This window comes from Streptomyces sp. DSM 40868, from assembly GCF_011820545.1.
Classification (GTDB): domain Bacteria; phylum Actinomycetota; class Actinomycetes; order Streptomycetales; family Streptomycetaceae; genus Streptomyces; species Streptomyces eurythermus.
The window spans coordinates 8,594,349-8,620,252 of record NZ_CP050504.1; the positions used below are offsets into that span (position 1 = coordinate 8,594,349).

Consider the following 25,904-nt stretch of genomic DNA (forward strand, 5'->3'; position numbering starts at 1 on the left):
GTGACTGGCGCGACCACCCTCACGCATGACAGGCCTCCCGCACACCCACGGCCTGAAGCTGGCCGGAGACGTCTCGCAACTGGGAACGGGTCTGGCTGAGGTGGTGATGCAGCGCTCCCGGCTCCGTGGTCGCAGATGCCAGCCGCCCGGCCGGCAACATCCACAGGCGGCTGTGGCAGCCCGCCCAACCTCCGTCCGGCCTGCACTGCCGTACGGCCCCGTCTACACAGTCCGAGTGCGGCGCCCCCCACCAGTGGGCGGTTCCGGCCCTGACCGGCACGAGCAACCTGCGGTGCTCAAGGCAGCACAGCAGCGGCCCGACGCGGTGGGCCTCGTCAATCATCGTCTCGATCGCGGACAGGCCCAGCACCATTCCGACCCGGACGACGTCGTAGTCGCGCGGCAGCGCAAGAGGACGGGGTATCTCGGCGAAGCCCAGCTGCCACTGGTAGCGCGTGCTCAGAAGGGGAGTCATCAGCTCTCCGGTCAGGACGGACAGAATCCGTCGGGAACTACGGGTGCGAGGGCCGTTCTGGTGCCGCCGTAGCGGGGCATGCCGTGCGGCCCCAGAACGGAGACGAGGCCTCACCCGGCTGCCGCGGAGGACGCGTACCTGTCGGCCGGCGCGGGCCGTTGTCCACGGCCACGCGGCCTGTCCGAGCGGTCGGGGGAGTTGCTGCACAACATTGCGGTCCTCAACGGTGAAGAGAAAGCAGCTGGTGGTGATTGGGGGAGACGTTCGACAGCGAGCGGTTCGCTCACTGACCTGCTGGTGGCTCGGTCGGCCGCTCGTCGTCCGGACCGGTCCTGCGGCTCGCCGGACCTTCGGCCTGCCGGTCCGCGAGGAGCAGCAGAGCGGCCATGGCACCGACGATCACAGCGGTCACAACGGCGCCCGCAACGGTCACGTCAGCCACCCCGGCTACGGCGGTCCTGGCGGTGACGCCGGCTCGTCATGCGCGCGGGACCGATGCGGCGAGAATCAACGTGGCCAAGGCCACGGCGAACACCAGCAGGCGCACCGTATTGCGGCTGGGCATCCTCGGCCGTGGACCGGGCAGTCGACTGGCAGGCCCCGCGACGCTGCCGCGCCCACGCACGGCCGTGATGACGCTCTGGGTGGCCTCGGCCAGGTGCATGAGGTGCACGCGGCTGGACACATACCCCTCCGGGACAGTGGTCGCGCTGAGCCTCTGCGCGCGCGTGACCGTCGGATCCCCGGTGGGCAGACTCGGCGCGAGCTGGCTGATGTGTTCCCGCAGCCGGGCGGCGAGCGTCTCGACATCGTCCGATGTCTCGGGCAGCGGCACGTTGTCGTCGAGCACCAAGGCGACCGTCTCGGCCGCTGCCACGGTGCGATCTCGCTGGGCGATCGGCGTCCGACGCACAAGGCGGATACGCAGAACGCTGGCCGGTGCCGTCGGAGAGTGCCTGAAGCGGTGAGCCAGTAAGAGGGACAAGACGGAACTCCGGTAGGTGGTAACGCGGGGAAGTCGCTGGCGTCTGCGGGCCGATGGGCCGCTGTGCTGCATCAGCGGTGCGGTGGTGCCGATGGGCTGGGCGGAGGCGTTCACGAGGCTGACGCCCTTCCTGGCAGACTCACGGCGAACCAGACGCTTTTGCCGGCGTCCGCCCGGGGGATGACTCCCCACTGCTCAGCGACCTTTGCGATGAGGTGAAGACCGCGGCCGGACTCGCTGTCGGCAGCCGGGCTGCACGGACGCGGCATGAAGCTGGAGGGATCGCTGACGGACACCTGCACGCGGTCCGCGTCGCACTCGACCGTCACGGTGATGGTGTCCTTCTGTTCGCGGCACCCGTGCACGATGGCGTTGGTCAGCAGCTCGCTGGCGAGCAGGCAGACGTCTTTCACCACGGATGTCTCCGCGGCCCAGCCCCACATCGCCAGGCATTTCTCGATCAGGCCCCGGCCCAGCTGGACGCTGGACCGGACAGCGGCGTAGTCCTGAACCTGCTGTACGACGCGGCTGCTGGCTGCCAGAACCTGGCCGTCGCACGGCGTGCCCTCCCTCAGGGCGGCCCAGGAGGCGTCCGGGAACGAGGTCCCCAGCGTGACCAGCTGGGCGCCCGCCGTCTCCAGCCATCCCAGTATCGGGATCCGGTCGCACTGTTCGACAGCCAGGTCCGACAGCGAACGGACGATCACCGCGTCGGCCAGGCCGGCCTCGACCGTGCCGACGACCGTGGCCCAGCCGCGCCGCTCGTGCAAGGGCGCGGTCACCGGGTCGGGGTCACAGACACGCGTGTGCACGGTGTGTCCCTGCCGCGTGGCATCCGCCACCAGCTGGTCCAGCCTCAGCGGGGCGGCCGTAACCGTGCTGGGGTCCGCGCACATGTACGCGACCGCGCGTTCGGACAGCAATCGTTGAGCGTTCACAGGAATCCGTCTTTCCGTCATCCAAGGGACGGGCCGGGTGAAGCGGGGAAGGCCAAGCAAGACCTAGGCACGGGCAGTCCCGGCGAAGGGCGTCCGGCGGCTTACAGCTGCGGAGGGGGCTTTCGGCTCTGGTCGCCCGGGTGGGTGACGTCGTCACCTGGTATGCCCCGGAGCGCTCCTCGCAGAGGCGTGAGCAACTCGGTCGCCTCCGGGAGAGCTTGATGTGCGGTGGGGAGGGTGTCCCATCGCAGGTTCCGGGACGGCGGCAACGCCGTCCACGCGGTCGCGCCCGAGCGGACGCTGACGCCCTGGCCGGCCAGATGACGACCGGAGCCCGGTGCCAGGAGAAAGACGGCAACGCCGTGGTCCCGCTGCAGACAGGGAACATAGACCCCTTGCTGCTCGAGGGCCACAGTCAAGGCCATCCCGGCCGGGTACGGCACGCTCACGGCGTCGAAACGCACGCACGGCGCGATCAGCCCGGCCCCGGGACGTGCTTCGATCTCCTCAGCCAGCTCGCCGGCCGTCAGCGGCACGACCGGCTCGGTGAGCGGATGGGCTCCCGGCGCGGGGCAGTTGACCGTGCCGCAGGTGCATCCGGCGCTTCGGTTGTAGCGGTGGCCGACCGCGATGGGCCAGCCGAGGACCTGGGTGTAGGCGAGTGCGCAGTCGCGTGTATCGCGTCCGTGCAGAGCGTGGAGTGAGGTTGTGTCCCCGGGGCTGGTCAAGGCGCCGTCGTGGTGGGTGACCTGCATGGGAACGAGGATGAGGTACGGGGAGGGAGGCGACCCACATTTTTTCTGAAGGTCGCCAACTGGCATATGCCTACCCGCTGTTAGGCGACCAGGGACATGTTCCTCACCAGCCCGGACAGGGCAGCGGCCTGTGACGGAACACCCTTGCGGGCGAGGTCCTCCACCAGAGCCCGGGCCATGGGATGGGCGTACACATACAAGGGAGCACCGGCCGCCGCTTCGCGGAGAGTCAGCACCGACTCCGCGGCCTTGCCCATCTGCTGCAGAGCACGCGCCCGGTCGATCTTGTAGTGGGTCAGCCGCTCGCGTGACGGCACGTCCGCCACGTTCACGTCCTCCACGAAGGACAGGCCCTTGCCCGGCTCCTCGATCTCCACCCCCACCTCGGCCGCATGCACCTGCACGTTCGGGCGCCCGAAGACGGTATGGAAACGCAGATCCGCGAACCCGGCGGGCAGTCGGCCGGCGATCTCCAGCGCCCGCTGGGTGTGCTCCCAGGCGTCCTCGCTCCGCCCTGCACGCGCGCAGGCGATGACGTGCCGCAAGGTCAGCGCTCCCTGAAGCGCGAGTGCCGCTTCGTCGCCGCCGGACGTCAACGGCTCCAGATCGCGCAGGGCCGCAAGCGCGATCGCCTCGGTCTCCGGCATCGACCCCTGATGCAGCATCGCCCCGCACCGGTCCCACGCCACAGCCGCCTTGGCGATCGGGTCGTCCAGCTGCGTCGCCGCGCCGGCCGCGACCTCGGCCGCATTCCACGCCAGGTCCGGATACCCCAGCTGATTCAGCGTCTGCCGGGCGTTGCGTGCCACGTCGACCACCAGCGTCAGCACCGCGGTCCGCTCCGGCCCGCGGTCCCGCGCCAGCAGCGCGGTGTTCAACTCCTCCAGCAGGCCGGGCAGCAGGGACGCGGCATCGGACAAAGACGCCTTCTGCCGCGCCCGGCTCACGGCCGTGGCCTGCGCGCGCATCCGGTCGATGTCCGCAGACGCGCTGGTCGGTGCCAGCCCGGGATGGTTGGACAGAATCAGGCTGGCCCGCCGCAACACCGTCCGCAGCGCCGGTATGAAGGAGTGCGCGGTCGAACCGGCCTCGCGGGTAAGGCGGTAGGGCTGGCCGAGCAACCACACCACGTCGACGTGGCAGATCTCCGCGATGGAGCAGATCACGGAGTAGCGGTCCAGGCTGAGACGGCTGGCCTCGACTTCCTCGATCCAGCGGTCGGAGCGGCCGAGGAGACCAGCCAGCTCGCTCTGGGACAACCCTGCGGCGATCCGGGCGATCCGCACGCGACGGCCGATGTGCTCTGACGGTTCGGGCATGATGGACTCCGTTCTGAACTCGACACTCAGAACGGTACCCACCGCGCTGAGCGCTGGGGCCAAAACGGCTTCGCGTGCTCAACGGGCACGCGAAGCCGCCAGCCCCTGACGTACGGCCCGTCACCAGCTGGTCCAGCCTCAGCTGAGCGGCCGTGTCCGCGCTGGGGTCCGCGCAGGGGTACGCGACAGCGCGCTCGACCAGGGCTCGTTGAGTTGCCCCTTCGGTTCCGGCTGATCCTCGCGGCGGGGTGCTGTCGGGTGTGGCCCAGCGGGGTGTCTGAGCCGCACTGCCGTCCGGCGCCGTCGCAGCGGACCCGGAAGGGCTCCGCCGGCCTTGGCAGTGCACGTTCATCGGCACGTCTCCTCGCCTGCCACCGGACGAGCGGCTTTGCCAGTCCGACCGGTGTTGTCCTGGGGATGAGGTCGTCGATTCCCCTACGCCGCGATGGACTTGAGGGAATATCGTCTCCACGAGAAAACCGCGTTCGCGGGCCAGGGGAAATCCCAAAGGGCTCACCGACGCGATACACGTGATACAAGATCGTTTCGGGAACAGGGGCGCACCATGGGGCGCACGCGCAACACCCGCCTGGAGGCCGTCATCCAGGAACTGGGCCTGTCTCAGCGGCAGCTGGCCGCCCGCTTCCGCGCAGTGGCGGCCGAACACGGTGCGAGCGAGCTGCAGAGCGTGGCCCAGCCGTACATCGCCCGCTGGATCGCAGGGTCTCCAATCGAGGGCCGCGCACCGTATATCTTGGCCGAGACGCTCTCCCGTGGCCTCGGCCGCCGCATCACGCTCGCCGACATCGGACTGGCGGCGCCGGCCGAGCCGGAACCGCAGCCACCGGCGTGGAGCGAGGACACCCTGACGACGCTGGTGACGCTCGGGAGTACGGACATGGACATCAACCGCCGCCGGCTGCTGACCAACTCGGTCTACTCGCTCGCCGCACTCGCCGTCCCCGAGGACCGCTGGTTCGAGCAGGCCATAGACCGGGCCCGGGCGCGCAGGCCGCTGTCCGACTACCGGGTCACCGTTCAGGACGTCGAAGCCGTCCGAGAGATGGCCGCCTTCTTCTCCCGCCGCGATCAAAAGCGCGGTGGACGCGCCGGGCGCACCGCCCTCGTCGCCTACCTCCGCTCCGAGGTCGCAGAGCTGCTCAACGGCCGCTTCCCCACCGAGGACATCCGACGCGGCATGACCTCGGCAGCCGCCGAACTCGCCTACCTGGCCGGCTGGACCGCCTTCGACGCAGGCGAACACCCCGTCGCCCAGCAATGGCTGACCATAGCCACCAAGCTGGCAGAGGAAGCCGGAGACGCCCCCTGGCCGGCCACGTCCTGCGGGCCATGGCACACCAAGCCGTCGACCTGGGAAAACCCCAAGAAGCCGTACGACTGGCCGAAGCCTCCCTCTCCAGCCGCCGCTACGCCCAGGCCTGCTGGCGCGAGCGCTCGCTGCTCGGCGTGGTCCACGCCCGCGGCCTGGCCGCCGCCGGCGAGAAGAAAGCCGCTGTTGCCGCACTGCTGCGTGCCGAGCGGGACCTCAGCCGTGCGGACGCGGACGACGACGAACCGAACAGGGTCTTCTTCTTCGCCGAGGCCAGCCTCGCGCACGAGACCGCCGCCACGCTGCGCGACCTCGGCGAACTTCCGGAAGCCGAGAAGCAGTTCATCCGCAGCGTCCGGACACGACGAGCCCAGTTCGCCCGGACCCATTCCGTCACCCTCGGATACCTCGGCGCCGTACAGGCTCAGCAGGGGCACCTGGACCGCGCCTGCGACACCTGGAGCCAGGCACTCGACGCCATGACCGGCGTGCAGTCCGGACGAGCCAGGGAAACCGTCGTCCAGATGCGGCGGGCGCTGTCCCCCTTCCGCAACCGCGCGGGAAGCCACGCCGCCGAACTCGATGCCCGGGCCCGGGCCATGCTCGGATCCATCTGACCCGTACCGTTGGGCAAACTGGCTCGGGGAGGGCCCCTTCCCGGACCGCTGACGACTCATGAAGGGCAGAGCGTGTTCGACGAGTACATCCAGGTGCCGGTGATCGCCACCGTCGTCGGTGGGCACACAGGCCGCCTCGACGACTACAAGGGCAACGTTGAGTCGATCATCCGCGTCGTGCCGGGCATCCCGGAAAGCGCCCTGCAGGGGATCGAGGAGTTCAGCCACCTCGAAGTCACGTGGCACTTCAGCCTGGGCTCGGACAAGGACATCGAGCTCGAGCCACGCAGTCCTCGCGACAACCCGGCATGGCCGGCCACCGGCGGCCTCGTCCACCGCAACCACCGACGCCCCGCCCGCATCGCCACCTCCTACCCCAGACTCCTTGGAGTCGACGGCCGCGATCTCCATGTCGTCGACCTGGACGCCGACGACGGCACCCCCGTCATCGACCTGGCCCCGGTCTTCCAGGAGATGCTGCCGCGCGGCCCCGTCTACCAGCCGCAATGGCCAACCGAGATGCTCCAGACTTACTGGAAGGACGCCAGCCAGCGCCCCTGAACCGGCCACTCGCTCATGGGCGGCCTGCTTTCCGTACAGGCGAATTCCGGGAGTTACGGCCAGAGGCCGAGGAGGCTGAGGCACCACACTGTCCCCTGCGGCACGTTCGCTTTTCAGCCGCGGCAACAGGGCGGGGTCGCCGCCAGTGACCATGCTCATCGTCGTGACGTCCTCATGGGGGATGGGAGAACCGAGGCGGAAGGCCACATAGTCCTTCCCGGAAAGCGTGTGCTGGTGAGGCAGGGGGTGCGGGCGGGGGTGCGCGGGGCGGCGTCAGAGGATCGCCGACCATCCCTGACGGGAGAGGGTCATCGCCCCGTCCGGCGCGATGCGGGCCTGGGCTCCGTAGACGGGGAGTTCGCCGTGCTCGATCCACCGCCAGCGGATCTCTTCGAGCAGGTCGTACAGGCGGCGCGGGCCGCCCTGGTGCACGGTCGAGGTGCGCTCGCCCGCCGGCGTGCGGGCGCGAGCCCAGGAGCCGTCCGGGTGGGCCATCCAGGTCGTCCGGGTGCCGTCGGCGGCGGTGTCCGTGCGGTGTTCGATGCCAGGCGCGGTCAGGGTCAGCATCGACCACACCTCCCACGCCTGTGCCACATCCAGCACCGGCAGCGGTGACACGGAGACCTCGCCGTCGGCCGTGGTGGCGAGGTCGAAGACAGCGTCGAGCGTGGAGGGCGAATAGTCGTCGCCGGTGCGTGCGGACATGAACGAGGCCCGGTCCCAGGCGACGTGCCCGGTGGCGCCGCCGTCGTCGGTCTTGTCGGCGACGATGAGCAACCCGGTGTCGGAGACCGTGGTCACCAGCCGTCCGCCCTGTCGCAGCGCGGCCAGCCAGCCGGCCGGAATGCGCGGGACGGAGACGGTGGCCACGATCCGGTCGTACTGGTCCGGGAGGGGCTGGGTGAGGTCGGCGACGGCCAGGTGCGGAGACAGCCCGATGGAGCCGAGCCGTTCGGCCGCCGCCTGCACCAGATACGGGTCGACATCGACGCTGGTGACCTGGTCCGCGCCGATCCGCCGGCACAGCAGGGCCGTGCCGTAGCCGGAGCCGGTCGTCACCAGGGTGCGGCAGCCCTCGCCGAGCGAGGCGTACCGGTACATGGTCACCACCAGGCTCGGCATCGTCGAGGACGACGTCGTCCTGCCCCTGACCACGGTCCCCGGCTCGGCGTGGTCGGCGTGGAGCGGGCCCACGCGGGTCACCAGGGTCCGGTCACGGTAGGCGGCCCGCATCCACGCGTCCGGGTCGCCGGGACCGTCGCGGACCACCCGGCCGCCCTCGCCCCTGACCCACCAGCGCGGCACGAACAGGTGACGCGGGACGGTCGCGAGCGGCTCGTGCCAGCGCGATTCCGGCCGCACTACCGTGCCGGTCAGCTGGCGCGCGTGGCTCTCCCACGGCTCATCCACGGGACATCTCCCTCCTTCTCGGTCTGCGGTGTTCATCCGTCCGCGGGGTCGCAGGTGTCGCCGCTGGAGGGTCCGCAGGAGTCATCGTTGGGCGAGCAGTCCGGAGGGCACGGGCCCGCGCTGCGGGGGATACCCGCGGCGAGCTGCCGCCAGCGGGGACTGCTCAGGACCGCGGCCAGAGAACCCTCACCGTCCTTGACGCTGCCGCCGGTCAGGAACCGGCCGATCTCGCACACCGCGACCCGGCCGTCCGGGAGGACCGCGGCCTTCCCGTCCGCGCACCGTCCGCACAGCTGCGACGTGGACGGGAGCACGGACGGCACGGCAGCGTTTCCGACGGCCCGCACCGGGCTGACCGTGACATCCTTGATGCCGAGCCGGAGCAGGTAGGCGCGGGCCTGCTCCGCACGCTGTCCGCCGCCGATGACAGCGACCCTCACCGGGATACTGCGGCGCACGGCCTCGAGCAAGTTCGCGCGGGTCGACTCGTGCGAGCCGCGCCGCCCGGTGATGCGGTCGTGCTCGGCGGCGTCACTGCTGTAGAACGACGTCGCCAGCCTCACGTCGGGACGGGCGTACAGCGCCCAGTGCTCGGCCCGCACACGGAACAGGTTGCTGTACACCCGCACCCGCAGCCCGTGGGCCAGGGCGTAGTGGACGAGGCCGGTGAAGGACGGGTGGAGGGTGGGCTCGCCACCGATGAACTGCACCGTGTCCGTACCGAGGGCGGCCGCCTCGTCGATGACCCGGCGCCAGTCGTCATCGGTCATGCTGCCATGCCCCTGCGTCGGGCCGGATTCGGCGTAGCAGTGCTGCGGACAGGTGAACTGGCACCGCGAGGTGAGCTCCAGCGACACGAACTGCAGACGCGCAGCCTCTCCGGGAGGCGCATGGTGAGCGATCGGCATAAGGGCTTCCTAGGGCTGAGGAAGGGGGGCGGTGCCTTCTGGGGATAGCGTCGCGGTTTCCGGGCATGCTTCGGTAGCGAAAATGGCCCCCACTTCTCCCCACTTCAGCAGTGCGGAGATATGGCGGCGTACCTGTCTGACCACTGACCAAGGAATGGGTAAACAGCCTGAAATCGGACAGTGGTTCCGGTGGCGATGCCTACGATGGAGTGTTGTCTGCGGCGGCCGGCTTCCCGCCCCCACTTTTCCCCACTTCCACGGAAACCCTTGACTTCAATGGGGACTTCTGTTAGAGCCCGGGGGTTGTTGTCTGAGTGTGGCGGTTGGCTGTTTGGAATCCACCCAGCTGAGAGCGGCCTTCATACTGTCTCCTGTGCCTACAAGCACCTGCCGGGGTCGATGCGCAGTGGCCTCGTTGCCGACATATCGCGGTGAGGGATGTCCGCGAAGAGCGCATGCCTGTGCGGTCCGCCCGCTGACGATGCGGAAGGACGGTGACGGCCTCGAAGTGGGGAGAAGTGGGGGACGGGTTCACTGTCGCTCGCGCAGTGGGATGGTCCACGGTATTCAGCAGGACCTGCCGGTCCGTGCCCCATGCATTGCGAGATGCAGCGAGGAGTGATCCCCCGTGCTTGGTTCCACCGGCACAGCCTTGTCGCGCGACCACGGCTGCGGCAGCCCCACGACGCACGCTGCCATCGACCTCTGCGGCTTCAAGGCCCCGCAGAGCGCCGCCCGCCGCGTAGTGCGCACAGCGCTCGCTGGCAAGGCTGACGGCGAGTACTTGGACGACGTGGTCCTGGTGGCCGACGAACTGGTGGGCAACGCGGTCGAGCATGCAGGAGAAGCGCTCGCCATGGTCATCGACGTCTACAACTGGGGAGTGGCTGTCCAGGTTCGTGACCGAGAGGCCAAAACCGCGGAGGTACCCGAGAAACCTCTAGCGGCCGGCGAGGACGACGAACACGGGAGGGGCCTGTTGTTGGTGGATGCACTGGCGAGTGCCTGGGGAGTCCAGCGCGACAGCGCGGGGAAGCGCGTTACCGCGATCTTCATGCACCGGACGGGAGACGCTGAGTGACGACACCAAGCGATCTCGGATCCCGCTGCCTGGCCCGGGGACTGGTGGTGCGCCCGCTGGGCATCGGCTGCGGGAATTCACGGTGGTCGCCGTCTGCCGTCCAGCCGGACGACGCACGACTGCTCGACTCCCTGCGTTGCGCCCTGGAGGACAGCGCAGGCGAGGATGACGCGCAGCTGTTCGACACGGCCGACAGCCTGCGGAACGGCCACTCAGAGAGGCTTCTCGGTAAAGTCCTGAAGGAACATCGGGGTCACAGGGCGCAGGTCGCCAGCAAGGTCGGCAGAATCCAGGGTTCCGCTGCTCACCCCTATGCCGGCCCGCGGGTGCGGCACCAGCTGGAACAGACCTTGGACAACCTGTATCTGGACGAGCTGGCCCTCTACACCCTGGAGTCCGACGACTTCGGCCTCGGAGACCGGTACCTCGACCCAGTCATCGACCAGATGCGGGCGCTGCGCGATCTCGGCCTGATCCGGGCTATAGGTCTGCGCGGGCCGGACTTCCTGTCCCCTGCCTGTTCGATACGACGCTTCCTGTACCTGTTCGACCGCATCCGTCCTGACGTGGTCTGGACGCAGGCGAGCGGCCTGCTGCCACTGCCCGACCTGGGAAACGGGGAAGACCTCGGCATCTTCACCGCCCGCCGTGGTGTCGGCCTGGTGATTTCCTCGCCGCTGGCGCACGGCGCATTGGCCGGCGGCTCCCCACTCCGCGCCCTGGCCGCATGGGGTAGCTCGGCGGTTGGCTGCACGAAAGCCGCGACGTCAGCGATCACTGCTGGCATCGCGGAACTGGCCGGCCTGTTCGGTGGTTCCCCGGACGCCCTGGCCCGGGTGGCCTTACGGTTTCTCCTTCAGCAGGCCGGCAACGCGGTGGCGGTCGTCGGTGTCGGCGACGAGCAGCAGGCGGGCTACAGCCTCCCTTGCTTGGGGGAGCCGTTGTCCGAGGAGGAGCTCGCGGTGATCGACGTGGTGTTCTCCCGTATCCAGGACGCTTTGACACGGCCGCGCAGGCGTGCCCCTGCCGTGGAGGTCAGCGTGTGACCGGCGAAGAGGCCGGCTGTTGATCAGAGAGGGACGGCGTTGCGAAGGTAGCGTGGTACGCCATCGTTGAGGGCCTGCAAGGCGTGCAGGGTCCGGGCCCGCTGGCGGTCCGGCAGCAGTGGCAGTGCCTGCGGTATCTCGAAGAAGCAGTGCTCGGAGATCTCCTCGTCGCTGGGCTTGAGCGCGTCGGCCTCGCCGGGGGACAGGACACCGGCGTCGAAGACGAAGCTGAAGAGATCGTCCCACGGCCCGTGCGGTTCGACCCAGTCCACGCACAGGAACCGCAGGCTGGTGATCCTCAGGCCGAGTTCTTCACGCACTTCTCGTCGAACGGCATCGTCGGGTGGCTCGTTGGCTTCGGCCATTCCGCCGGGTAGATCCCACCCTTCCTTGTAGGTCGGGTTCACCAGCAGGAGTCTGCCGTGCTCGTCTCGGATCAGGGCGTCCGCCGCTGTCCGCTTCCGGGCCTGCCGTGCGTTCCCTTCGGCCAGGTAGGCGTCACGGCCGGGCTCCCCCGGCTTGGGTGCATCGTTCACTGCGGACCTTCCGGAAGCGCGAGACTGCCGAGCAGCAATCTACGGTGCTGTGCCGTAGCGGACATACGCGATAGGAGCTCCCGGACCTCTGCGACCTGATGATGCTGGTCGAAGTCGGACATCAATGCTTCCAGTTGAGCGCTGAGCCGGGAAGAGGTGACGGACTGGCAGGCGGTCAGAAGCTCCAGACCGACCGAGCATGCAGCGTCGAGCTGGCCTTGCGCGAGCAGGGCTCGCGCAAGCGTGATGTGTCCGAACGCCCTGCTGCGAACCCTGCTCGCATCGCGTAGCGCCACGGCACGTTCTGCTTCCTCGACTGCCTGGGTGAGCACGCCGAGATCCAGGAGCGTGGAGGCGGCTTCGCTGGCAAGAGCCGCTTCGTCGAACGGCGCTACCCACAGGGCCGCGGGCGCTGTAGGGGCGAGCTCCAAGGCGCCTCGTGCCGTGTCGAGTGCTCGCCGTGCTTCCCGTTCGGCGCCGAGTTGAGCGTGTGCCCTTGCTTCCATGGCGTGGAGACGGGCGGCGAGAGTCGGCACCGTCGGTCCGGTGGACAGTCGTGTGAGTCCGCTGCGGGCGAGATCGGCGGCGGTGGCGAGCTGCCCGGTCTGCAAGGCCAGATGGCTCATGCCGGCCAGCACGTTGGCGCCCGCTGCGACGTCGGTAAGGCTTTGCGCCAGCCGCAAGGCACGGTTGAAATGCCCGGTTGCGATGTCGTCTCGTCCGGCGTCGTGGGCCATCCACGCCGCCATCTCTGTGAGGACGACCGCCGCACCGAAGGCGGTCTCGCCGTCGTCATGATGGTCCGCTGCGCCGAAGAGGCAGGGAGCGATGACCGTATTGAGGTAGTGGAGCACGGAGCGGTAGACGTGGCCGCCGCCGAGCTGGCGGTCCGCGAGGCGGAACGAGGCCAAGGCGGCCAGGTGCGGGGACGCCGGTAATGCGCTCGCCGGTGCCGTGACGGTCCCGTCGGCGGTTTGCTGTCCGGCATCCGGCTCTGGTGGGCCGAACAACTGCTCGGCACGCTCGCCGAAGAGGTGCTCCAGGACCCGGCATGTCGCCTGCCGCGGTAGCCCCTTGATGTCCCCGGCCATCCAGCGGTCCCACGTGGACCGCGAGACGTACACGGAGGCCAGGGAGGGGTTGCCGTCGAGTCGGGCCACCTCCTTAGCCGCCCGCTCGAAGTGCAGCGTGAACGTCTCGTAGAGGCGCATACGGTGTGCTTCGACCACCGTCGGGAACCGGATCGTCCTCCGCATCGTCGTCTGCCGTCTTCAGCTGCGGGGGCCGAAGCTGAGAAGGGGCACGTCGTACAGGTCCGCGCTGCGGAGCCGTGTCAACGCCGGCGCCTGCTGGGGATGGGTGACCTCGACGATGGGGATCTCACAAATGAACTGGACTGTAGCGCCGAGCAGGTGCGAAACCCGCCCCTCGGCCGACTTCCCCTTGATGCCGACCGCGACGTGGATGTGGGGGGCCAGACAGTCCTTGTCCGTGTCCCAGGCGAGCGTCCCGCCGCCGAGTGCTTCCAGCGATTCGACGGTGACCTCCTCCCACAAGGGGGCCTCGGGGTCGGCGAGGGGCTCGCAGGAACCTACCAGCCGGGCAGAGCGCAGACCGCCGACGAACGTCGGGATGTACCCGGCCTGGATGCCCCGATCGGCGCAGAACCGGATGAGACCTTCCAGGAGGTCCTCTCCGTGATCAAGGGCGAGCATGAACTGTCTGCCGGTGTGGACCTGGGTGTAGCGCATGGGCACAGTCGTCCTTCGTGCTGGTCGGGGCCGGGGCGGATCAGGGATGGTGCAGGAACGCCTCTGCGATCTCGTAGCGGGGTGAGCCCGCGGCCAAGTGGGCGGTCAGGAGCAGACGGGCCTTGTAGGCATCGAGTGCGCCGGCACTGATGAGACCGCGGGCCAGCAGGTCGCTCTCTGAGCCAGGAAAGGCGTAGGTCGAGGCGAGGACGGGACCGGTGCCGATGCGCGATGCGAGGACGACGGGTATCGCCTTCGCCAGCGCTTCCAGTCGGCTGCACCAGGTCCGGGGGACGTGGCCGGCGCCGAACGCGGCCACCACCAGGCCGGCGACTTTGTTCTCCAGGCCCTCCAGCAACGTCCCGCTGCTGTCCAACGACGCGGTGACGATCTCCACCTGCGGCAGGGCGCCGGTCGGCAGCGGCACGGGAGCCATCACGCTCAGTGCGCGGTGGAGTCGCACTGCCCCTTCCACCACGTGGCCGAGCGGACCGATGTCCGGGGAACCGAAAGCTCCCGGGCTGGTGGTGTGCATCTTCCGGACGTGGCGAGCGGCGTGGATCTCATCGCCCAGGACAACAAGGACACCCGCTCCCCGCGCCTGCGCGCTCACGGCGGTCTGCACTGCGGCCAGCAGGTTCGCCGGGCCGTCGGCGCCGGCCGCCTCGGCCGTGCGCATCGCGCCGGTGAAGACCACTGGCGTGCTGCCCGGGTAGTAGAGGTCGGTCAAGTACGCGGTTTCTTCGAGGGTGTCGGTGCCCTGGGTGACCACGATCCCGTCGACGCCCTCGCTGACGGCCCGCTTCAGCCGGTCCACCAGGGCGACGATGTCGCTGATCGCCAGGGAGGCCCCGGGCATCTGCCGGAAATCTTCCACGGTGACCGTGGCAACGCTGTGAAGGCCGGGTACGGCGCGCACGAGGTCGGCGCCGGTCAGCGTCGGTGCGACGCCGGAGGATGCCGCGGTGCGCGTCATGGCGATGGTGCCACCCAGGGTGAGCACAAGAACGGTGCGGTTCGGGTCACGATCAGCGAGGAGCACGAAGGGCCTTTCAGCGTGGCGGGAGCGGGCGGGTTCACGCGCAGGTGAGCTTGCCGAGGAAGAGCAGAGCCTCGTCCAGCGCTTCCACGGCCAGCAGACGGCTGCGAGGGCGGACGAGACCGGCCGCGCCGTACTCGCCCAGCTCGTGGCACCGGGCCGTCAGCCACTGCCAGTCCAGACCCAGGTACCCCGCGAGCGCCCGCAGACGGGATGCGGAGTCCTCGCCCACCAGCACATCGGTGCTCTGCGCGTCATCGAATACGCTGGCGTACGTTCGCAACTCCCCGCGGGACGAGGTACTGCCGGCAGCCCACAGTGCTCCGCCGGGGACCCGCACCCAGTTGGCGATGACGGCGCGCCGGCCAGGAACAAGGGCCACCCCGTCCACCTCCGAGTACTCCGGCTTCGGCACCACCCTGACCCGGATCCCGAAACGCTCCATGAGGGCGATCGCCAACAGCAGCAGGACCTTCTCGTAGCGTTCGGCGCGTGCCACTTCGGCCTCCGGAAGGCAGAAGACCCGGACGGTCTGTGTCGCGGGACCATGGAACCGCTCGAGGGACCGGAGGTAGTCCAGCTTGTGCTTGAAGAACAGCCAGCAGGCCGCTTCTTCTCCGCTTTGCTCACGAGTCCAGAAGACCGGGACCTCCGTAGCATCGGCCAACTCCTGCTCGACATGACGGGCGCAGAACGCCGATCCCATCCAGCTACTGCCGGCAGTGGTCAGGTCCAACAGGAGCTGACTGGGCGCGGAACGAGGCAGAGACAGGTAGGTGTCCAGCAGGTGCAGCTCTGCGTCAAGCGCCTGGTCATCGGCCAGGAGGCCGTCATCGAGCTGGGTGAGCGCCCACAGAATGCCGTAGGTGAGGTCGTCCAAAAGGTACGCCGAGGGGATCGAGATGACCCCGGCGGCAGGGGAGTCCGGCAAAGTGGTCCTGCGTGCGGTTGTGGAATCGCGGACGTAGAGGTTGACGTCGTGATGTCCCTCTTCGACTCCGACGAGGAACCCACGGCGCGCCGGCCGTAAGAACTGCTGAAGGTCGTGCAGCCCGTCCTGGCTCAGGTCGCGCACGTGGGCGCTTTCACCCCGCTTGGTGACAGGAAGAAGGTGCACCGCTGCACTGGTGCCGTCCAGGCATCGGCGTCCGGCAATATCCCAGATGCCTGTCGGCCCGCCTGCGGGGAGAAGCAAGCTGGACGTGGGCCAGCGTGAGCCGATGCGCGCGACTGCCAACTCCGGAGCCCCTGACGACCCGCTCGCGCCGGGTGCCGGGCTGAACAGCTCAGCGGCTGTGTGTCCGAACATGTGCTGCAGGATCTGCGCCGCCTCACCGCGCGGACGGCCGAACCACGTACCCGAAGACCACCTATCGAACGTCGTACGCCCTACGCTGGTCGTGGCGAGTCGACGGTTGCCGGTTTCGCTGGCGAGCTCCCGGCCGGCCGCCGCGAAGCGGACGCAGAACACTTCCCACCGCAGAAGGTCGCGTTCCTTCAGCAGGAGGCTGAAAAGCGTCCGACGCATCGCGGCGGCCCCTCCCTGGGCATGTACGGGCAGCAGAGCAGCGGAACGGCCCCCACGCGTGGCGACGGACGCTGCACACTTCGTGACCCTCGCTAGAATGCTCCCTCAGGCAAGCCGTTAGCAATATGGCCGAACAAATTGTTCGGCCATATTGCTTGTAGAGAGGGCGGCAACCCGCCAGACTGGCCCCCATGCCAGAAGCGAGGACGCCGTGGTCGTTGACCCTCAGCGAAGTCGGCGCGCGCCTTGAGGAGTTGCGGGAGCGACGCGGCCTCACCCAGGGCGACGTAGCAGACCACGAGATACTGCGCCAACGCCGCATCAGGATCGACAAAAGCGGACTGAGCCGACTGGAGAGCGGACAGCGCCGCCGCGTCCCCCGCGACCTCGTCGAGGCGCTGCTGGAGTGCTACCAGGCCAACACCACAGAACGTTCGCAGATCCTGGCCCTCCTGGGTGCTGACACCACCCCGGCCGGTCGACCACGCCCTGCGCTGTGGCGGCGCAACGCCAACCTCCTCGGCCCCATGCAGTTCGAGGGCTTCCTGATGATGGAGCGACGGGCTGCCGGACTGGCCAACTACGAACGGGACGTATGGCCGGGACTGTGCCAGACCGAGGATTACGCACGCATCGTCATCGCCCGGATGCGCCCAGAATTGCGCCCTGCCGAAGTCAAGGCCCTCGTGGACGTCCGCATGGACCGCCAGCAGCAGGTGCGCGAAGGTGCGCTGCAGGAGTTCCGCGCTCTTGTGGATGAAAGGGCACTCCTTGACACCATCGGGGACAGATCGGTGCTGCGGCGACAGTTGGAGAGGATACTCGTTGAATCCGAGCATCCTCGGAACACCATCCGCATCCTGCCGGAAGCGATAGGCCTTCACCCGGGCTCCGCAGGTGCTTTCGTCCTGATGACTTTCCCGGAAGCCGCCCGCGAGGTCGTGTGGGTGGAGACCATGGTCAGCTCGGTGTATTTCGACGGCGAAGACGACGTTCAGCGCTACACGGCGGCCTTCACCAAGCTGTGGGAGCGCGCGCTGGACCCTGGAGAGACGCGTACGCGCCTCAAAGAAAAGATCAAGGAGCTCGAACAGTGACCAAAAAGCCGGACCCGTCCTCGTTCGACCTGACCTCAGTCGACTGGACGGTGTCCAAGTACAGCGGCGGCGGCGGGAACTGCGTGCGGGTCGGCGTCAAGAACGGGTACGTTCTGATCGCCGACTCACAGAACCCGGACCGCCTGCCCCACGTCTTCACCCCCGGCGAGGCGAAGGCGTTCCTGCTCGGCGCGAAGGACACAGACTTCGACTTCCTGCTTGACCTCTGACTGCCCTAGCGCGCCGTGAGAAACGGGCCGGCCCCACGGCGGTTGGGGCCGGCCTGGCTGTTTCTGCCCAGCGCTTCCTGCCACCCATGACTGCGTGGTCTCAGACGGCGACACTGGTCGGCCATCCTGCTATGCGTTCCGCTGCGTGGACGGGGAGCGGACCTGCCGGGGACACGTCTGCCGCCAGATGCCCAGGACGGCCTGGACTGCACTGGAGACTTGATCCTGCTGGCCGTTGTCCGCCCACATGTGGGCGTCATGCTCGCTGAGTGTGACCGTCTGTCCGGTGACGCTGGCGGTGAAGTTGTGCTGGCGGGTGCGGCGGCCGGAGCCGGAGCGGTAGTCGAAGTGCCCTAGGTAGGTGCCGACCTCGGTCACGGTCAGGCCGGTTTCCTCGGCGACCTCGCGTCCCAGGGCATCGAGCAGGCCCTCACCGGGTTCGACTCCGCCGGAGGGCAGCTCCCACAGCCCGCCGAGGTAGTCGTCGGCCGGCCGGTGCAGCAGCAGCACCTTGCCGTCCTCGCTGGCGATGACGGCGCCGACAACGATCTTCTCGATGCCGTCCTGGGCGGCGGTGCGGGCGAGGTCGTCCAAAAGGTCGGGGGTGACGGTGAAGGTGGTCACGTCAGGTCCTTCGCGTGGGTTGCGACTTTGGTGAGGGCGGCGGTGTAGGCGTCGGCGAGGCAGACGTCGTCGGCGCCGCTCCAGACCGGCAGCTTCAGCGTCGTGGCGTGCACGTGCTCAGCTGCGGGGAAGTTGTCGGCGGGCTGGTGGTGACCGCCAGCGTAGCCGGGCAGCAGGGAGCCGGGGGCCTGGAAGAGCGGATGCATGTGCAGCGGGCAGGTGGAGCCCGGCTGATCGGCTTCGGTGGCGCCTTCGGCGTGGAGGGCGTCGAGGAACCGCCCGACTGGCAGGCCGCCGAGTTCGGCGGGCTCGTAGCGCAGCGGCAGCGCGTACCACGACGCGCGCGCAGCGGCCGGTACGGCGGGGATGCGGATGCCGGGGACGCCGTCCAGGGCGGCGCACATCCGGGCCGCGATCGTCTGGCGTCCGGCGAGGTGGTCCTCCAAACGAGTGAGCTGGGTGCGGGCGAGGGCCGCGGCCAAGGGGTGGATGCGCAGTTTCAGCCCCATGCCGGTGACTCCATAGCGGGCGAGAGGATGGGTGGCGGGGATCTCGCGGCGGCACCGCTTGTTGTACTGGCCGTGGAGCAGCACTCGGTAGTACAGCTCGGTGTCGTCGGTGGCGACGAAGCCGCCCTCGCCGGCGGACAGCGGCTTGGGCCCGTTGAGGCTGAACGCCGAGGCGGTGCCGAAGGTGCCGGTCAGCTGGCCGTTCCAGGTGGCGCCGTGGGCGTGGGAGCCGTCCTCCAGCAGCATCAGCTCGTGCTCGTCGGCGAACCAGGTCAGCGCGTCCATATCCTCCGGCAGCCCCCACAGGTGCACGGCCACCACGGCCTTCGTCCGGGCGGTGATGCGGCGCGCGGCGTCGTCCAGGTCGAGCTGGCCGCGGTCGTCGACGTCGGCGAGGACAGGGAGGGCGCCGAGGTGGAAGAGCGGGGTGGCGGTGGCGTGGAAGGTGAGGGCGGGGATGATGACCTCGTCGCCGGGGCCGATACCGGCCGCAGCGTACATCGAGTGCAGCGCGGCCGTCCCGGTGCAGGTGGTCACCACGTGCCGGACGCCGAGGTAGGCGGCGAGCGCGTCCTCCAGGTCCGCGACGATGCCGGAACGGTCGGGGATCGAGACGGCCGTGTCCAGTTGCGCGACGACCGCGCGCCGGTCGCAGTCTTCGATCGGCGGCCACGTGAAGTGCGGGCCCGCGGCTGTGATGGCCGGGGTGCCGCCGAGCAGGGCCAGCGTGGAGTCGTTCATGCCAGGTACTCCTTGGGATCGGCGGGGCGGTTGGTGGCGACGGAGGCGTAGGCGGCGGCCAGGAACGCGGCGTGCGGCAGGTGCGTGGCCGGGCCCGAGGGGTTGGTGGCGGTGCCGTCGAGGACGTGGCAGAAGCGGTCGATCAGCGCGGCGGGCGGGCAGGGCCAGGCCGGCTCGCGCAGCAGGGACTCGACGACCTGTCCGGCCGGGTCGAGGAGGCGTACGACGCCGCGGCCGAGGGTGAGCGTGCCGTGAGGGCCGGTGATGGCGAGGTGCTCGGTCTTCGGTCCGGCCGAGCGGGAGACCAGCAGCGACCCGTGCAGCCCGCGATCGTAGGAGAGGTGCACCAGGGCGGTGTCCTCCGCGTCGTACTCAGCCTCCGGTACTGCGGCGGCCGAGATGCCGGCGAGGACGCGGTCGGGCAGGCCGAGGTACCACAGGAGCAGGTCGATGAGGTGGTAGCCCATGTCGGCCAGGCATCCGCCGCCAGCGAGCTGTGCACGGCCACGCCAGCCGGCGGCCGGGTCCGGGCAGCGGAAGGTGTACCGGCCTTCGACCAGGTAGGGCTCGCCGATGCGTTCCAGCAGGGCAGGCGTAGCCGCGTAGACGGGGTGGAAGCGGCGCTGGACAGTGACCATCAGCTCGATCCCCGCCTTCTCGCACAGCGCGGCCAGTTCGGCGGCCTCGTGCGGGTCGGTTGCGAACGGCTTCTCCTTCAGCACATGCACTCCCGCCTTGGCACACGCGGCGACGACGTCCCGGCCGGCGTGGTGCGGCACCGCGACAACGACGAAGTCCGGCCGCACTTCGTGCAGCAGCTGCTCGACGTCGGTGAAGCCCGGCACCCGGTGCCTGTCGCTCACGACGGAGACCCGGCTGGCGTCGAGGTCGCAGACGCCGGCGAGTTCGGCGAGATGGCACTGAGCCAGGCCGGGAAGGTGGTCACCGGTGGCTTGGCCGCCGAGCCCCACCACGGCCGCCCTCTTGAGTACGGTCATCGCTCACATCCCCCTTCGGATGCGCGGCGGCGACCCGCCGTCCGGGCCGCCTGCCCGTCAAGGACACCGCGACCCGCAGCGCGGCGGCAGGGGTGTTGTCATGGGCCGAAAAACGGTTTGCATCTGGTGCAAAACCCCTGTTCTTGGGCAGCCCACGCCGCTACGGTGTGCGGCGGCACACTCCCGGCGAGCGGGGAACGGGCATGGACGCGGTCACAGCACAGCCAGTTCCAACGGCAGACGGCAGCCTGGGCAAGCTGATCCGGCGCGCCCGCAAGAAGCAGGGCCTGACCCTTGCACAGCTCGGGAAGCTGACCGGCTACTCCGCTGCCCAGGTGTCCCGCTACGAACGGGGCATCTCACCCCTGACGGACGTCACCGTGCTGCGACGCTTCGCCGACGCCCTCGACATCCCACCGCAGGTGTTCGGCCTGACCGCCCCGCCAGAAGTCCGGCACGGACGCAGAATCGGTCCAACTGCCGCCTACCCGCGCCTTCCACGCCCTAGGCTGGCGGGAACAGCTCGTCCAGAAGACGGGGAGGATCCGGTGCGGCGCAGGAAGCTGCTGGCCAACCTCGCGGTCACAGCTGCCGCGGCTGTGGGCGCCCCCATCCTGCCCACGGGCACGACACCCGCCGCCGACGCTACCGGCGAGAACCTGGTCGCGCGCGTCCGCGACGCCATGCTCGGCCTCCACACCGACACCACCGTGCCGCCGCCGACTTTCCTGCGCACCGACCTGGCCCGCGCCTTCACCGACTTCCACACCTGCCAGTACGGCAGCCTCGCCGTCCGTCTGCCCCGGCTCCTGCGCGGCGCCCACGCCCGCGCCACCGGTGACCACGCCGTGGACGACGGGCTGCTGGCCCACAGCTACTTGCTCGCCACGCGCATGCTGATCAAACTGGACGAGCAGCAGCTCGGCTGGATGGCCGCCGACCGTGCCCGCCAAGCAGCCGAAGCCCTCGGCGATCCCCTGCTGATCGCGGAGGCCGCGCGGCAACTCGCGGTCCTGGCCCGCAAAGCCGACTGGCACGAGCAGGCACTGTCTCTCGCCCTGGCCGCCGCCGACCACCCCGCCCTCCGCAGTGGGGATCCGGCGCTCACAGCCCAGAGGGGGCTGCTGATCCAGTCCGCCGCCTACACCGCCGCCCGCGCCGGCGACGCGGCCGGGATGCGCGAGCTGACCGGCGAAGCCGCCGCGATCGCCAAGGAACTCGGCCCGGCCACCGTGCTGCGGGATCACGGTGGCGGATTCAGCCCCACAACCGTCCAACTGCACCTGGTCTCCGCGGAGAACGCCGCCGGCGACCCCGCGGCGGCACTCGCCGCGGCCAAGGCGGTGGCGCCCGGGAGCCTGCCCAGCACCGAACGCCGCGCCCGCTACTACACCGACGTCGCCACCGCCTTCGCCCGCTCGGGCCGCCGCGACCAGTGCATCCGCGCGCTTCTGGCCGCCGAGCACCAGGCTCCCGAGGAGACCCACGCCCGCCCGGCGGTGAAGTCCCTGGTATCCGGGCTGCTGATCTCCGGGCGCACGACCACCGAGCTACGCGGGCTCGCCGCGCGCGTCGGCGTCCTGACGTGACCCTCTGGCCGCCGCGCTGATGGCCGCGCAGTGGCCTGCGGGCCCGACGCCTGCGGGACAGCGGCGCACCCCGAACCCTCCCGGCTGTGGTCTGCCCCGGCGAAGGTCATCCCTGCCCGTTCCACGCCTTGGCCGCGGTACTGACCGGCACCGGGATCCAGGTCCCTCCCGATCCGTGCTCGGCCAACGGCGCCGCAGCCCCCAGCCAGCTCATCACCTGGCCCTGACCCCTCCCTGAGGAACATCACCGTGCATCAGCTCACCTACGGCGACATCAAAGCCGCCACCGACCGCATCACCGGACACATCCGCCCCGTCACCCTCACCCCCCTCGACCGGGGCGCGATCCGCACCGGCCCGCGCGACCCCCTCGACGACCGGCCCGAACAGCCCTGCCAAGTCTGGCTGGCCCTGGAATTCATGCAGCACACCGGCAGCTTTAAGGCCCGCGGCGCCCACAACTTCCTCCAGGCCCACCGCGACGCCGGCACCCTCCCCACGGCCGGGGTAACGATCGCCTCCGGCGGCAACGCCGGCCTGGCCTGCGCCTGGGCCGCCCGCCGGCACGGCGTCCCCGCCACCGTCTTCCTGCCCGCCACCGCACCCCAGGTCAAAGTCGACAAGCTCCGCTCCTACGGCGCCGACGTGCAACTGACCGGCACCGAATACGCTGACGCCCTCACCGCGTGCCAGGACTTCGCCGCCACCACCGGCGCCCTCGCCTCCCACGCCTACGACCACCCCCTGATCGCAGCCGGAGCCGGCACCCTCCTGGAAGAAATCCGCCAGCAGATCCCCGACCTGGACACCGTCGTCGTCGCAGTCGGCGGCGGCGGCCTGTTCACGGGAGTCGCCACCGCCGCCCAGCACCACGGCATCCGCACCGTTGCCGTCGAACCGAACAACTGCCGCGCGCTCAACGCCGCCCTGCAGACCGGCCGCCCCATCGACGTCACCGTCGACTCCATCGCCGCCGACTCCCTCGGCGCCCGCCGCACCTCCACCATGGCGCTCGACGCCGCCCGCCAGGACCGCGTGCACTGCGTCCTCGTCCCTGACACCGAGATCATCCGCGCCCGGCAGATGCTGTGGGACCACCGCAGACTCGCCGTCGAACACGGCGCCGCCACCGCGCTGGCCGCACTCACCTCTCCCGATCAGCACCACCGCGACCTGGCCCCGCCCCGCTGGCCCCACCTTCCCGGCAGCAGCTACCGCCCCGGCAACGGCGAGAAAGTCTGCGTCGTCCTGTGCGGTGCCAACACCGACCCCACTGACCTGATCCGCACCAGCCCAGGGCACTGACTGCCCCGGCGGGGGCGCCCGGAGCCCGCGCGCCCCCGCACAGCACGTCAGAGGCAAGATCCGCACCAGACCAACACGAGGAGTGATCCGAGATGCAAAAGACCGCTGTCCGCCCATGGGGCATCAGCCGGATGCGGCCATACCCGAGCGTGCACCAGCCGGGGTTCGCCACGGTCGCCATCGACCCGGCCACCCAGACCGGGGTGTTCCGCGACGCGGCCGGAAAGGTGGTGGAGATGGGCAAGCACGGCACCAGCAAGGGCACCGAGACCAACCCGCAGTCCACCAACCTGGACAGCCGCAACGACTCCGACCACGACCAGGACAGCACCCAGGACTGATGACCATGACGGATATGGGACCGGTGGTGGTGGCCACCGAGGCGGACGACCAGACCGCCGACCTGGTCATCACCGAGCTCAACCGGCGCGGTGTGCCGGTGGTCAGGTTCAACCCTGCCGACATCGGCGGCGACCTGGCGGTCTCTGCCAGGTTCGGCACCTGCCCGGCCCCCGTGGCCGGGCAGGTCCGCACCCCGTCGAGGACCGCGGACCTGAAGAACATCCGCTCGCTGTACTGGCGCCGGCCGACCTGGCCGGCCTTCGAGCACCTGGACGAGGCGGACGCCCGGTTCGCCGTCGCCCAGGTACGGCACGGACTCGGCGGCGTGCTCTACGCGCTCCCCTCCTGCCGGTACGTCAACCACCCGCTGCGCAACTTCGAGGCCGAGCACAAGCCCCTGCAGCTGGCGGTGGCCCAGCGCCTGGGCCTGACCGTACCGCCCACCCTGGTCTCCAACGATCTCGGCCAGGTACGGGAGTTCATCGCCACCCACCGCGACGTGGTCTACAAGGTGCTGCGCTGGACGCCCTACCGGCGGGGCGAGAACGGGATGACCACGTGGACCGAGCCGGTCACCGCCGACGAACTGGACGAGTCCATCACCGTGGTGCCGCACCTGTTCCAGGCCCGCGTGGACAAGGTCGCCGACCTGCGCGTGGTGGTCATCGGCCAGCAGGTGTTCGCCGTGCGGATCGACTCCGACCTGCTGGACTGGCGCCAGGACTACAGCGCGCTCACCTACAGCGTCACCGACCTGCCCGACCGGCTGGAGAAGACGCTCATCGCCTACCTGGAGCACTTCGGCCTGGCCTCGGGCAGCTTCGACCTCGCCGTCGACCGCCAGGGGAACGCTCACTGGCTCGAGCTGAATCCGAACGGCCAATGGGGCTGGCTGGAGGACGAGACGGAGCTGAAACTCACCGCCGCCTTCGCCGACCTGCTCGAACAAGGAGGATCATGACTCTGCCCGACACGGCCGCCGAGCGCCGGGCGCTCGCCGACCGCCTCGAAGCGGACGGCGACCTGACCAGCCCGGCCTGGCGAGCAGCGGTCGAAGCGGTGCCCCGCGAGCTGTTCCTGCAGCCCGGGGTGTTCCTGCCCACCGATGACGGGCGGTGGAGGCCAGTGACCGTGCTCGGCACCGACCCGAAGGAGTGGGCGGAAATCGCCTACAGTGACCAGTCGCTGGTCACCCAGCTCGATGGCCACCTGACGGCCGACCAGGTCGCCCAACCCGTCCGCGGCTTCCCGACCTCCTCCTCCACGATCCCCAAGACCGTGGTCAGCATGATCGAGGCCTTGCAGATGGAGGACGGCCAGTCAGTGCTGGAGATCGGCACGGGCACGGGGTACTCGACCGCGCTGATGTGCCACCGGCTCGGCGAGGACAACGTCACCAGCGTCGAGGTCGACCCTGACGTGGCGGCCCGGGCGGACGCCGCGCTGGAGACCGCCGGCTTCTCCACCTGGACCGTGACAGGAGACGGCCTGCTCGGCCATCCTCACCGGGCCCCGTACGACAAAGTGATCGCCACCTGCGCGGTCCGCCGCATCCCCTACACCTGGGTGCGGCAGACCAAGCCCGGCGGCACGATCCTGGCCACCGTCGGCTCCTGGACGTACGGCACCGCACTGGCCAAGGTCACGGCGCGGGACGACGGCACCGCCGAGGGCCGGATCATCGGCCGCTCCTCCTTCATGCCCGCCCGCTCCCAGGCCGCGACCCCACTCGCCGGGGACCTGTCGGCCCGGGCTGCCTACGCCGACACCGAGCGGCACACCCCGATCGCCCCACAGCTGCTTCAGAAGTGGACGCCGGCCTTCCTCGCCCAGCTCGCCACTCCCGGCGCCCAGCTGGTCACGGCGGTCGCCGACGGCGGCGAACAGACGGTGTACCTGTTCGATGCCGAACGGGAGTCCTTCGCCCAGCTCAACGACAACGGCCACGGCTGGACCGTTCGCCAGGGCGGCCCAATTGCGCTGTGGGACGCTATCGAGGACGCACTCATCGCCTGGCAGGAGGCCGGACGCCCCGATCTCAGTGTTGTCCGTCTTCAGATCACACCTCAGGCACACACCTACCGGATCGGCGAGAAGCCGGCCTTGCGGTGGGAACACCGCGTCGCCTGACATACGGTGAGAGGGCGTATCTGGCGGCGATCGAGACGGCGGTGGCCCAGCAGCCGGACC

Annotated in this window: 26 protein-coding genes; 11 read left to right on the forward strand and 15 right to left on the reverse strand. The window is 69.7% G+C overall.

Annotated elements, in window-relative coordinates:
- Positions 1-19 precede the first annotated feature (19 nt).
- From HB370_RS38690 to HB370_RS38710, 5 genes are all read right to left on the reverse strand, one after another.
- Entirely contained in the window at positions 20-475 is a 456-nt protein-coding gene (locus tag HB370_RS38690) for a hypothetical protein (protein ID WP_051815844.1), read from the reverse strand.
- Between the two features lie 478 nt (positions 476-953).
- Positions 954-1,388 carry a DUF6415 family natural product biosynthesis protein gene (locus tag HB370_RS38695; RefSeq protein WP_348273530.1) on the reverse strand — a complete coding sequence of 145 codons (435 nt, stop codon included), beginning with the start codon at positions 1,386-1,388 and terminating at the stop codon, positions 954-956.
- A gap of 182 nt (positions 1,389-1,570) precedes the next feature.
- Positions 1,571-2,383, reverse strand: coding sequence for an ATP-binding protein (locus HB370_RS38700; protein WP_051815842.1), 813 nt, complete (start codon positions 2,381-2,383; stop codon positions 1,571-1,573).
- A gap of 116 nt (positions 2,384-2,499) precedes the next feature.
- On the reverse strand, positions 2,500-3,153 hold the full coding sequence (locus HB370_RS38705; protein ID WP_157855593.1) for a hypothetical protein: 654 nt from the start codon (positions 3,151-3,153) through the stop codon (positions 2,500-2,502).
- An 80-nt stretch (positions 3,154-3,233) separates the two neighbouring features.
- Positions 3,234-4,514 (reverse strand): helix-turn-helix domain-containing protein, encoded by a 1,281-nt coding sequence (locus HB370_RS38710; RefSeq protein ID WP_244405839.1) that lies wholly within the window; start codon positions 4,512-4,514, stop codon positions 3,234-3,236.
- 1,308 nt (positions 4,515-5,822) lie between these two features.
- Between HB370_RS38710 and HB370_RS42775 the strand changes: the two genes are divergently transcribed.
- Both HB370_RS42775 and HB370_RS38720 read left to right on the forward strand, forming a co-directional pair.
- On the forward strand, positions 5,823-6,419 hold the full coding sequence (locus HB370_RS42775; protein ID WP_342450980.1) for a hypothetical protein: 597 nt from the start codon (positions 5,823-5,825) through the stop codon (positions 6,417-6,419).
- A 72-nt stretch (positions 6,420-6,491) separates the two neighbouring features.
- Positions 6,492-6,980, forward strand: coding sequence for a TrmO family methyltransferase (locus HB370_RS38720; protein ID WP_030785866.1), 489 nt, complete (start codon positions 6,492-6,494; stop codon positions 6,978-6,980).
- A 273-nt stretch (positions 6,981-7,253) separates the two neighbouring features.
- Here HB370_RS38720 and HB370_RS38725 read toward each other — a convergent pair whose 3' ends face one another.
- Together HB370_RS38725 and HB370_RS38730 are read right to left on the reverse strand one after the other, a co-directional pair.
- Complete coding sequence (locus HB370_RS38725) at positions 7,254-8,390, reverse strand: hypothetical protein (protein WP_030785864.1); 1,137 nt, start codon at positions 8,388-8,390, stop codon at positions 7,254-7,256.
- A gap of 32 nt (positions 8,391-8,422) precedes the next feature.
- Positions 8,423-9,298 carry a radical SAM protein gene (locus HB370_RS38730; RefSeq protein ID WP_030785862.1) on the reverse strand — a complete coding sequence of 292 codons (876 nt, stop codon included), beginning with the start codon at positions 9,296-9,298 and terminating at the stop codon, positions 8,423-8,425.
- Between the two features lie 628 nt (positions 9,299-9,926).
- On the opposite strand from HB370_RS38730, the gene HB370_RS38735 reads away from it, so the two are divergent.
- Positions 9,927-10,379 carry an ATP-binding protein gene (locus tag HB370_RS38735; protein WP_244405841.1) on the forward strand — a complete coding sequence of 151 codons (453 nt, stop codon included), beginning with the start codon at positions 9,927-9,929 and terminating at the stop codon, positions 10,377-10,379.
- The gene (locus HB370_RS38740; protein WP_030785859.1) at positions 10,376-11,425 is read left to right on the forward strand and encodes an aldo/keto reductase; all 1,050 of its coding nucleotides are present in this window, start codon (positions 10,376-10,378) and stop codon (positions 11,423-11,425) included. Before HB370_RS38735 ends, HB370_RS38740 begins: the two co-directional genes overlap by 4 nt.
- Before the next feature lie 23 nt (positions 11,426-11,448).
- On the opposite strand, the gene HB370_RS38745 is transcribed toward HB370_RS38740, so the two are convergent.
- The 5 genes from HB370_RS38745 to HB370_RS38765 are packed head-to-tail and all read right to left on the reverse strand — an operon-like array spanning position 11,449 to position 16,279.
- A complete protein-coding gene (locus HB370_RS38745; protein ID WP_030785857.1) occupies positions 11,449-11,961 on the reverse strand; it encodes an NUDIX hydrolase in 513 nt (170 codons plus the stop codon).
- Positions 11,958-13,172 (reverse strand): hypothetical protein, encoded by a 1,215-nt coding sequence (locus HB370_RS38750; protein ID WP_244405843.1) that lies wholly within the window; start codon positions 13,170-13,172, stop codon positions 11,958-11,960. Before HB370_RS38750 ends, HB370_RS38745 begins: the two co-directional genes overlap by 4 nt.
- A 60-nt stretch (positions 13,173-13,232) precedes the next feature.
- On the reverse strand, positions 13,233-13,712 hold the full coding sequence (locus HB370_RS38755; RefSeq protein WP_030785853.1) for a PPC domain-containing DNA-binding protein: 480 nt from the start codon (positions 13,710-13,712) through the stop codon (positions 13,233-13,235).
- 40 nt (positions 13,713-13,752) lie between these two features.
- Positions 13,753-14,754, reverse strand: coding sequence for an asparaginase (locus HB370_RS38760; protein WP_030785851.1), 1,002 nt, complete (start codon positions 14,752-14,754; stop codon positions 13,753-13,755).
- Between the two features lie 34 nt (positions 14,755-14,788).
- Entirely contained in the window at positions 14,789-16,279 is a 1,491-nt protein-coding gene (locus HB370_RS38765) for a hypothetical protein (protein ID WP_030785850.1), read from the reverse strand.
- Positions 16,280-16,497: 218 nt separating this feature from the next.
- Between HB370_RS38765 and HB370_RS38770 the strand changes: the two genes are divergently transcribed.
- Together HB370_RS38770 and HB370_RS38775 are read left to right on the forward strand one after the other, a co-directional pair.
- Complete coding sequence (locus HB370_RS38770) at positions 16,498-17,376, forward strand: helix-turn-helix transcriptional regulator (protein WP_244405847.1); 879 nt, start codon at positions 16,498-16,500, stop codon at positions 17,374-17,376.
- Positions 17,373-17,606, forward strand: coding sequence for a DUF397 domain-containing protein (locus HB370_RS38775; protein WP_030785846.1), 234 nt, complete (start codon positions 17,373-17,375; stop codon positions 17,604-17,606). The genes HB370_RS38770 and HB370_RS38775 overlap by 4 nt, the downstream gene beginning before the upstream one ends.
- Positions 17,607-17,735: 129 nt before the next feature.
- Here HB370_RS38775 and HB370_RS38780 read toward each other — a convergent pair whose 3' ends face one another.
- The 3 genes from HB370_RS38780 to HB370_RS38790 are packed head-to-tail and all read right to left on the reverse strand — an operon-like array spanning position 17,736 to position 20,478.
- Entirely contained in the window at positions 17,736-18,230 is a 495-nt protein-coding gene (locus HB370_RS38780) for an NUDIX domain-containing protein (protein ID WP_051815836.1), read from the reverse strand.
- The gene (locus tag HB370_RS38785) at positions 18,227-19,480 is read right to left on the reverse strand and encodes a DegT/DnrJ/EryC1/StrS family aminotransferase (protein ID WP_030785843.1); all 1,254 of its coding nucleotides are present in this window, start codon (positions 19,478-19,480) and stop codon (positions 18,227-18,229) included. Before HB370_RS38785 ends, HB370_RS38780 begins: the two co-directional genes overlap by 4 nt.
- Positions 19,477-20,478, reverse strand: a complete 1,002-nt coding sequence (locus HB370_RS38790) for a Gfo/Idh/MocA family oxidoreductase (protein WP_030785841.1) — start codon at positions 20,476-20,478, stop codon at positions 19,477-19,479. The genes HB370_RS38785 and HB370_RS38790 overlap by 4 nt, the downstream gene beginning before the upstream one ends.
- Positions 20,479-20,681: 203 nt before the next feature.
- Here HB370_RS38790 and HB370_RS38795 point away from each other — a divergent pair, with 203 nt between their 5' ends.
- The 5 genes from HB370_RS38795 (at position 20,682) to tgmC (ending at position 25,844) form a co-directional block, all read left to right on the forward strand.
- Entirely contained in the window at positions 20,682-22,067 is a 1,386-nt protein-coding gene (locus HB370_RS38795) for a helix-turn-helix transcriptional regulator (protein ID WP_078637594.1), read from the forward strand.
- A 249-nt stretch (positions 22,068-22,316) separates the two neighbouring features.
- Positions 22,317-23,372 (forward strand): threonine/serine dehydratase, encoded by a 1,056-nt coding sequence (locus HB370_RS38800; protein WP_030785833.1) that lies wholly within the window; start codon positions 22,317-22,319, stop codon positions 23,370-23,372.
- Positions 23,373-23,464: 92 nt separating this feature from the next.
- Positions 23,465-23,713, forward strand: coding sequence for a putative ATP-grasp-modified RiPP (gene tgmA, locus HB370_RS38805; protein WP_030785830.1), 249 nt, complete (start codon positions 23,465-23,467; stop codon positions 23,711-23,713).
- 5 nt (positions 23,714-23,718) lie between these two features.
- Positions 23,719-24,675 (forward strand): ATP-grasp ribosomal peptide maturase, encoded by a 957-nt coding sequence (tgmB, locus tag HB370_RS38810; protein WP_030785828.1) that lies wholly within the window; start codon positions 23,719-23,721, stop codon positions 24,673-24,675.
- Positions 24,672-25,844, forward strand: coding sequence for an ATP-grasp peptide maturase system methyltransferase (tgmC, locus tag HB370_RS38815; protein ID WP_030785826.1), 1,173 nt, complete (start codon positions 24,672-24,674; stop codon positions 25,842-25,844). The genes tgmB and tgmC overlap by 4 nt, the downstream gene beginning before the upstream one ends.
- Positions 25,845-25,904: the final 60 nt, after the last annotated feature.

Coding starts and splice junctions, on each gene's coding strand:
- HB370_RS38690 (WP_051815844.1), bottom strand. CDS start 475: ATGACTCCCCTTCTGAGCACGCGCTACCAGTGGCAGCTGGGCTTCGCC.
- HB370_RS38705 (WP_157855593.1), bottom strand. CDS start 3,153: ATGCAGGTCACCCACCACGACGGCGCCTTGACCAGCCCCGGGGACACA.
- HB370_RS42775 (WP_342450980.1), top strand. CDS start 5,823: ATGGCACACCAAGCCGTCGACCTGGGAAAACCCCAAGAAGCCGTACGA.
- HB370_RS38730 (WP_030785862.1), bottom strand. CDS start 9,298: ATGCCGATCGCTCACCATGCGCCTCCCGGAGAGGCTGCGCGTCTGCAG.
- HB370_RS38750 (WP_244405843.1), bottom strand. CDS start 13,172: ATGCGCCTCTACGAGACGTTCACGCTGCACTTCGAGCGGGCGGCTAAG.
- HB370_RS38755 (WP_030785853.1), bottom strand. CDS start 13,712: ATGCGCTACACCCAGGTCCACACCGGCAGACAGTTCATGCTCGCCCTT.
- HB370_RS38765 (WP_030785850.1), bottom strand. CDS start 16,279: ATGCGTCGGACGCTTTTCAGCCTCCTGCTGAAGGAACGCGACCTTCTG.
- HB370_RS38785 (WP_030785843.1), bottom strand. CDS start 19,480: ATGAACGACTCCACGCTGGCCCTGCTCGGCGGCACCCCGGCCATCACA.
- HB370_RS38790 (WP_030785841.1), bottom strand. CDS start 20,478: ATGACCGTACTCAAGAGGGCGGCCGTGGTGGGGCTCGGCGGCCAAGCC.
- HB370_RS38795 (WP_078637594.1), top strand. CDS start 20,682: ATGGACGCGGTCACAGCACAGCCAGTTCCAACGGCAGACGGCAGCCTG.
- tgmA (WP_030785830.1), top strand. CDS start 23,465: ATGCAAAAGACCGCTGTCCGCCCATGGGGCATCAGCCGGATGCGGCCA.
- tgmB (WP_030785828.1), top strand. CDS start 23,719: ATGACGGATATGGGACCGGTGGTGGTGGCCACCGAGGCGGACGACCAG.
- tgmC (WP_030785826.1), top strand. CDS start 24,672: ATGACTCTGCCCGACACGGCCGCCGAGCGCCGGGCGCTCGCCGACCGC.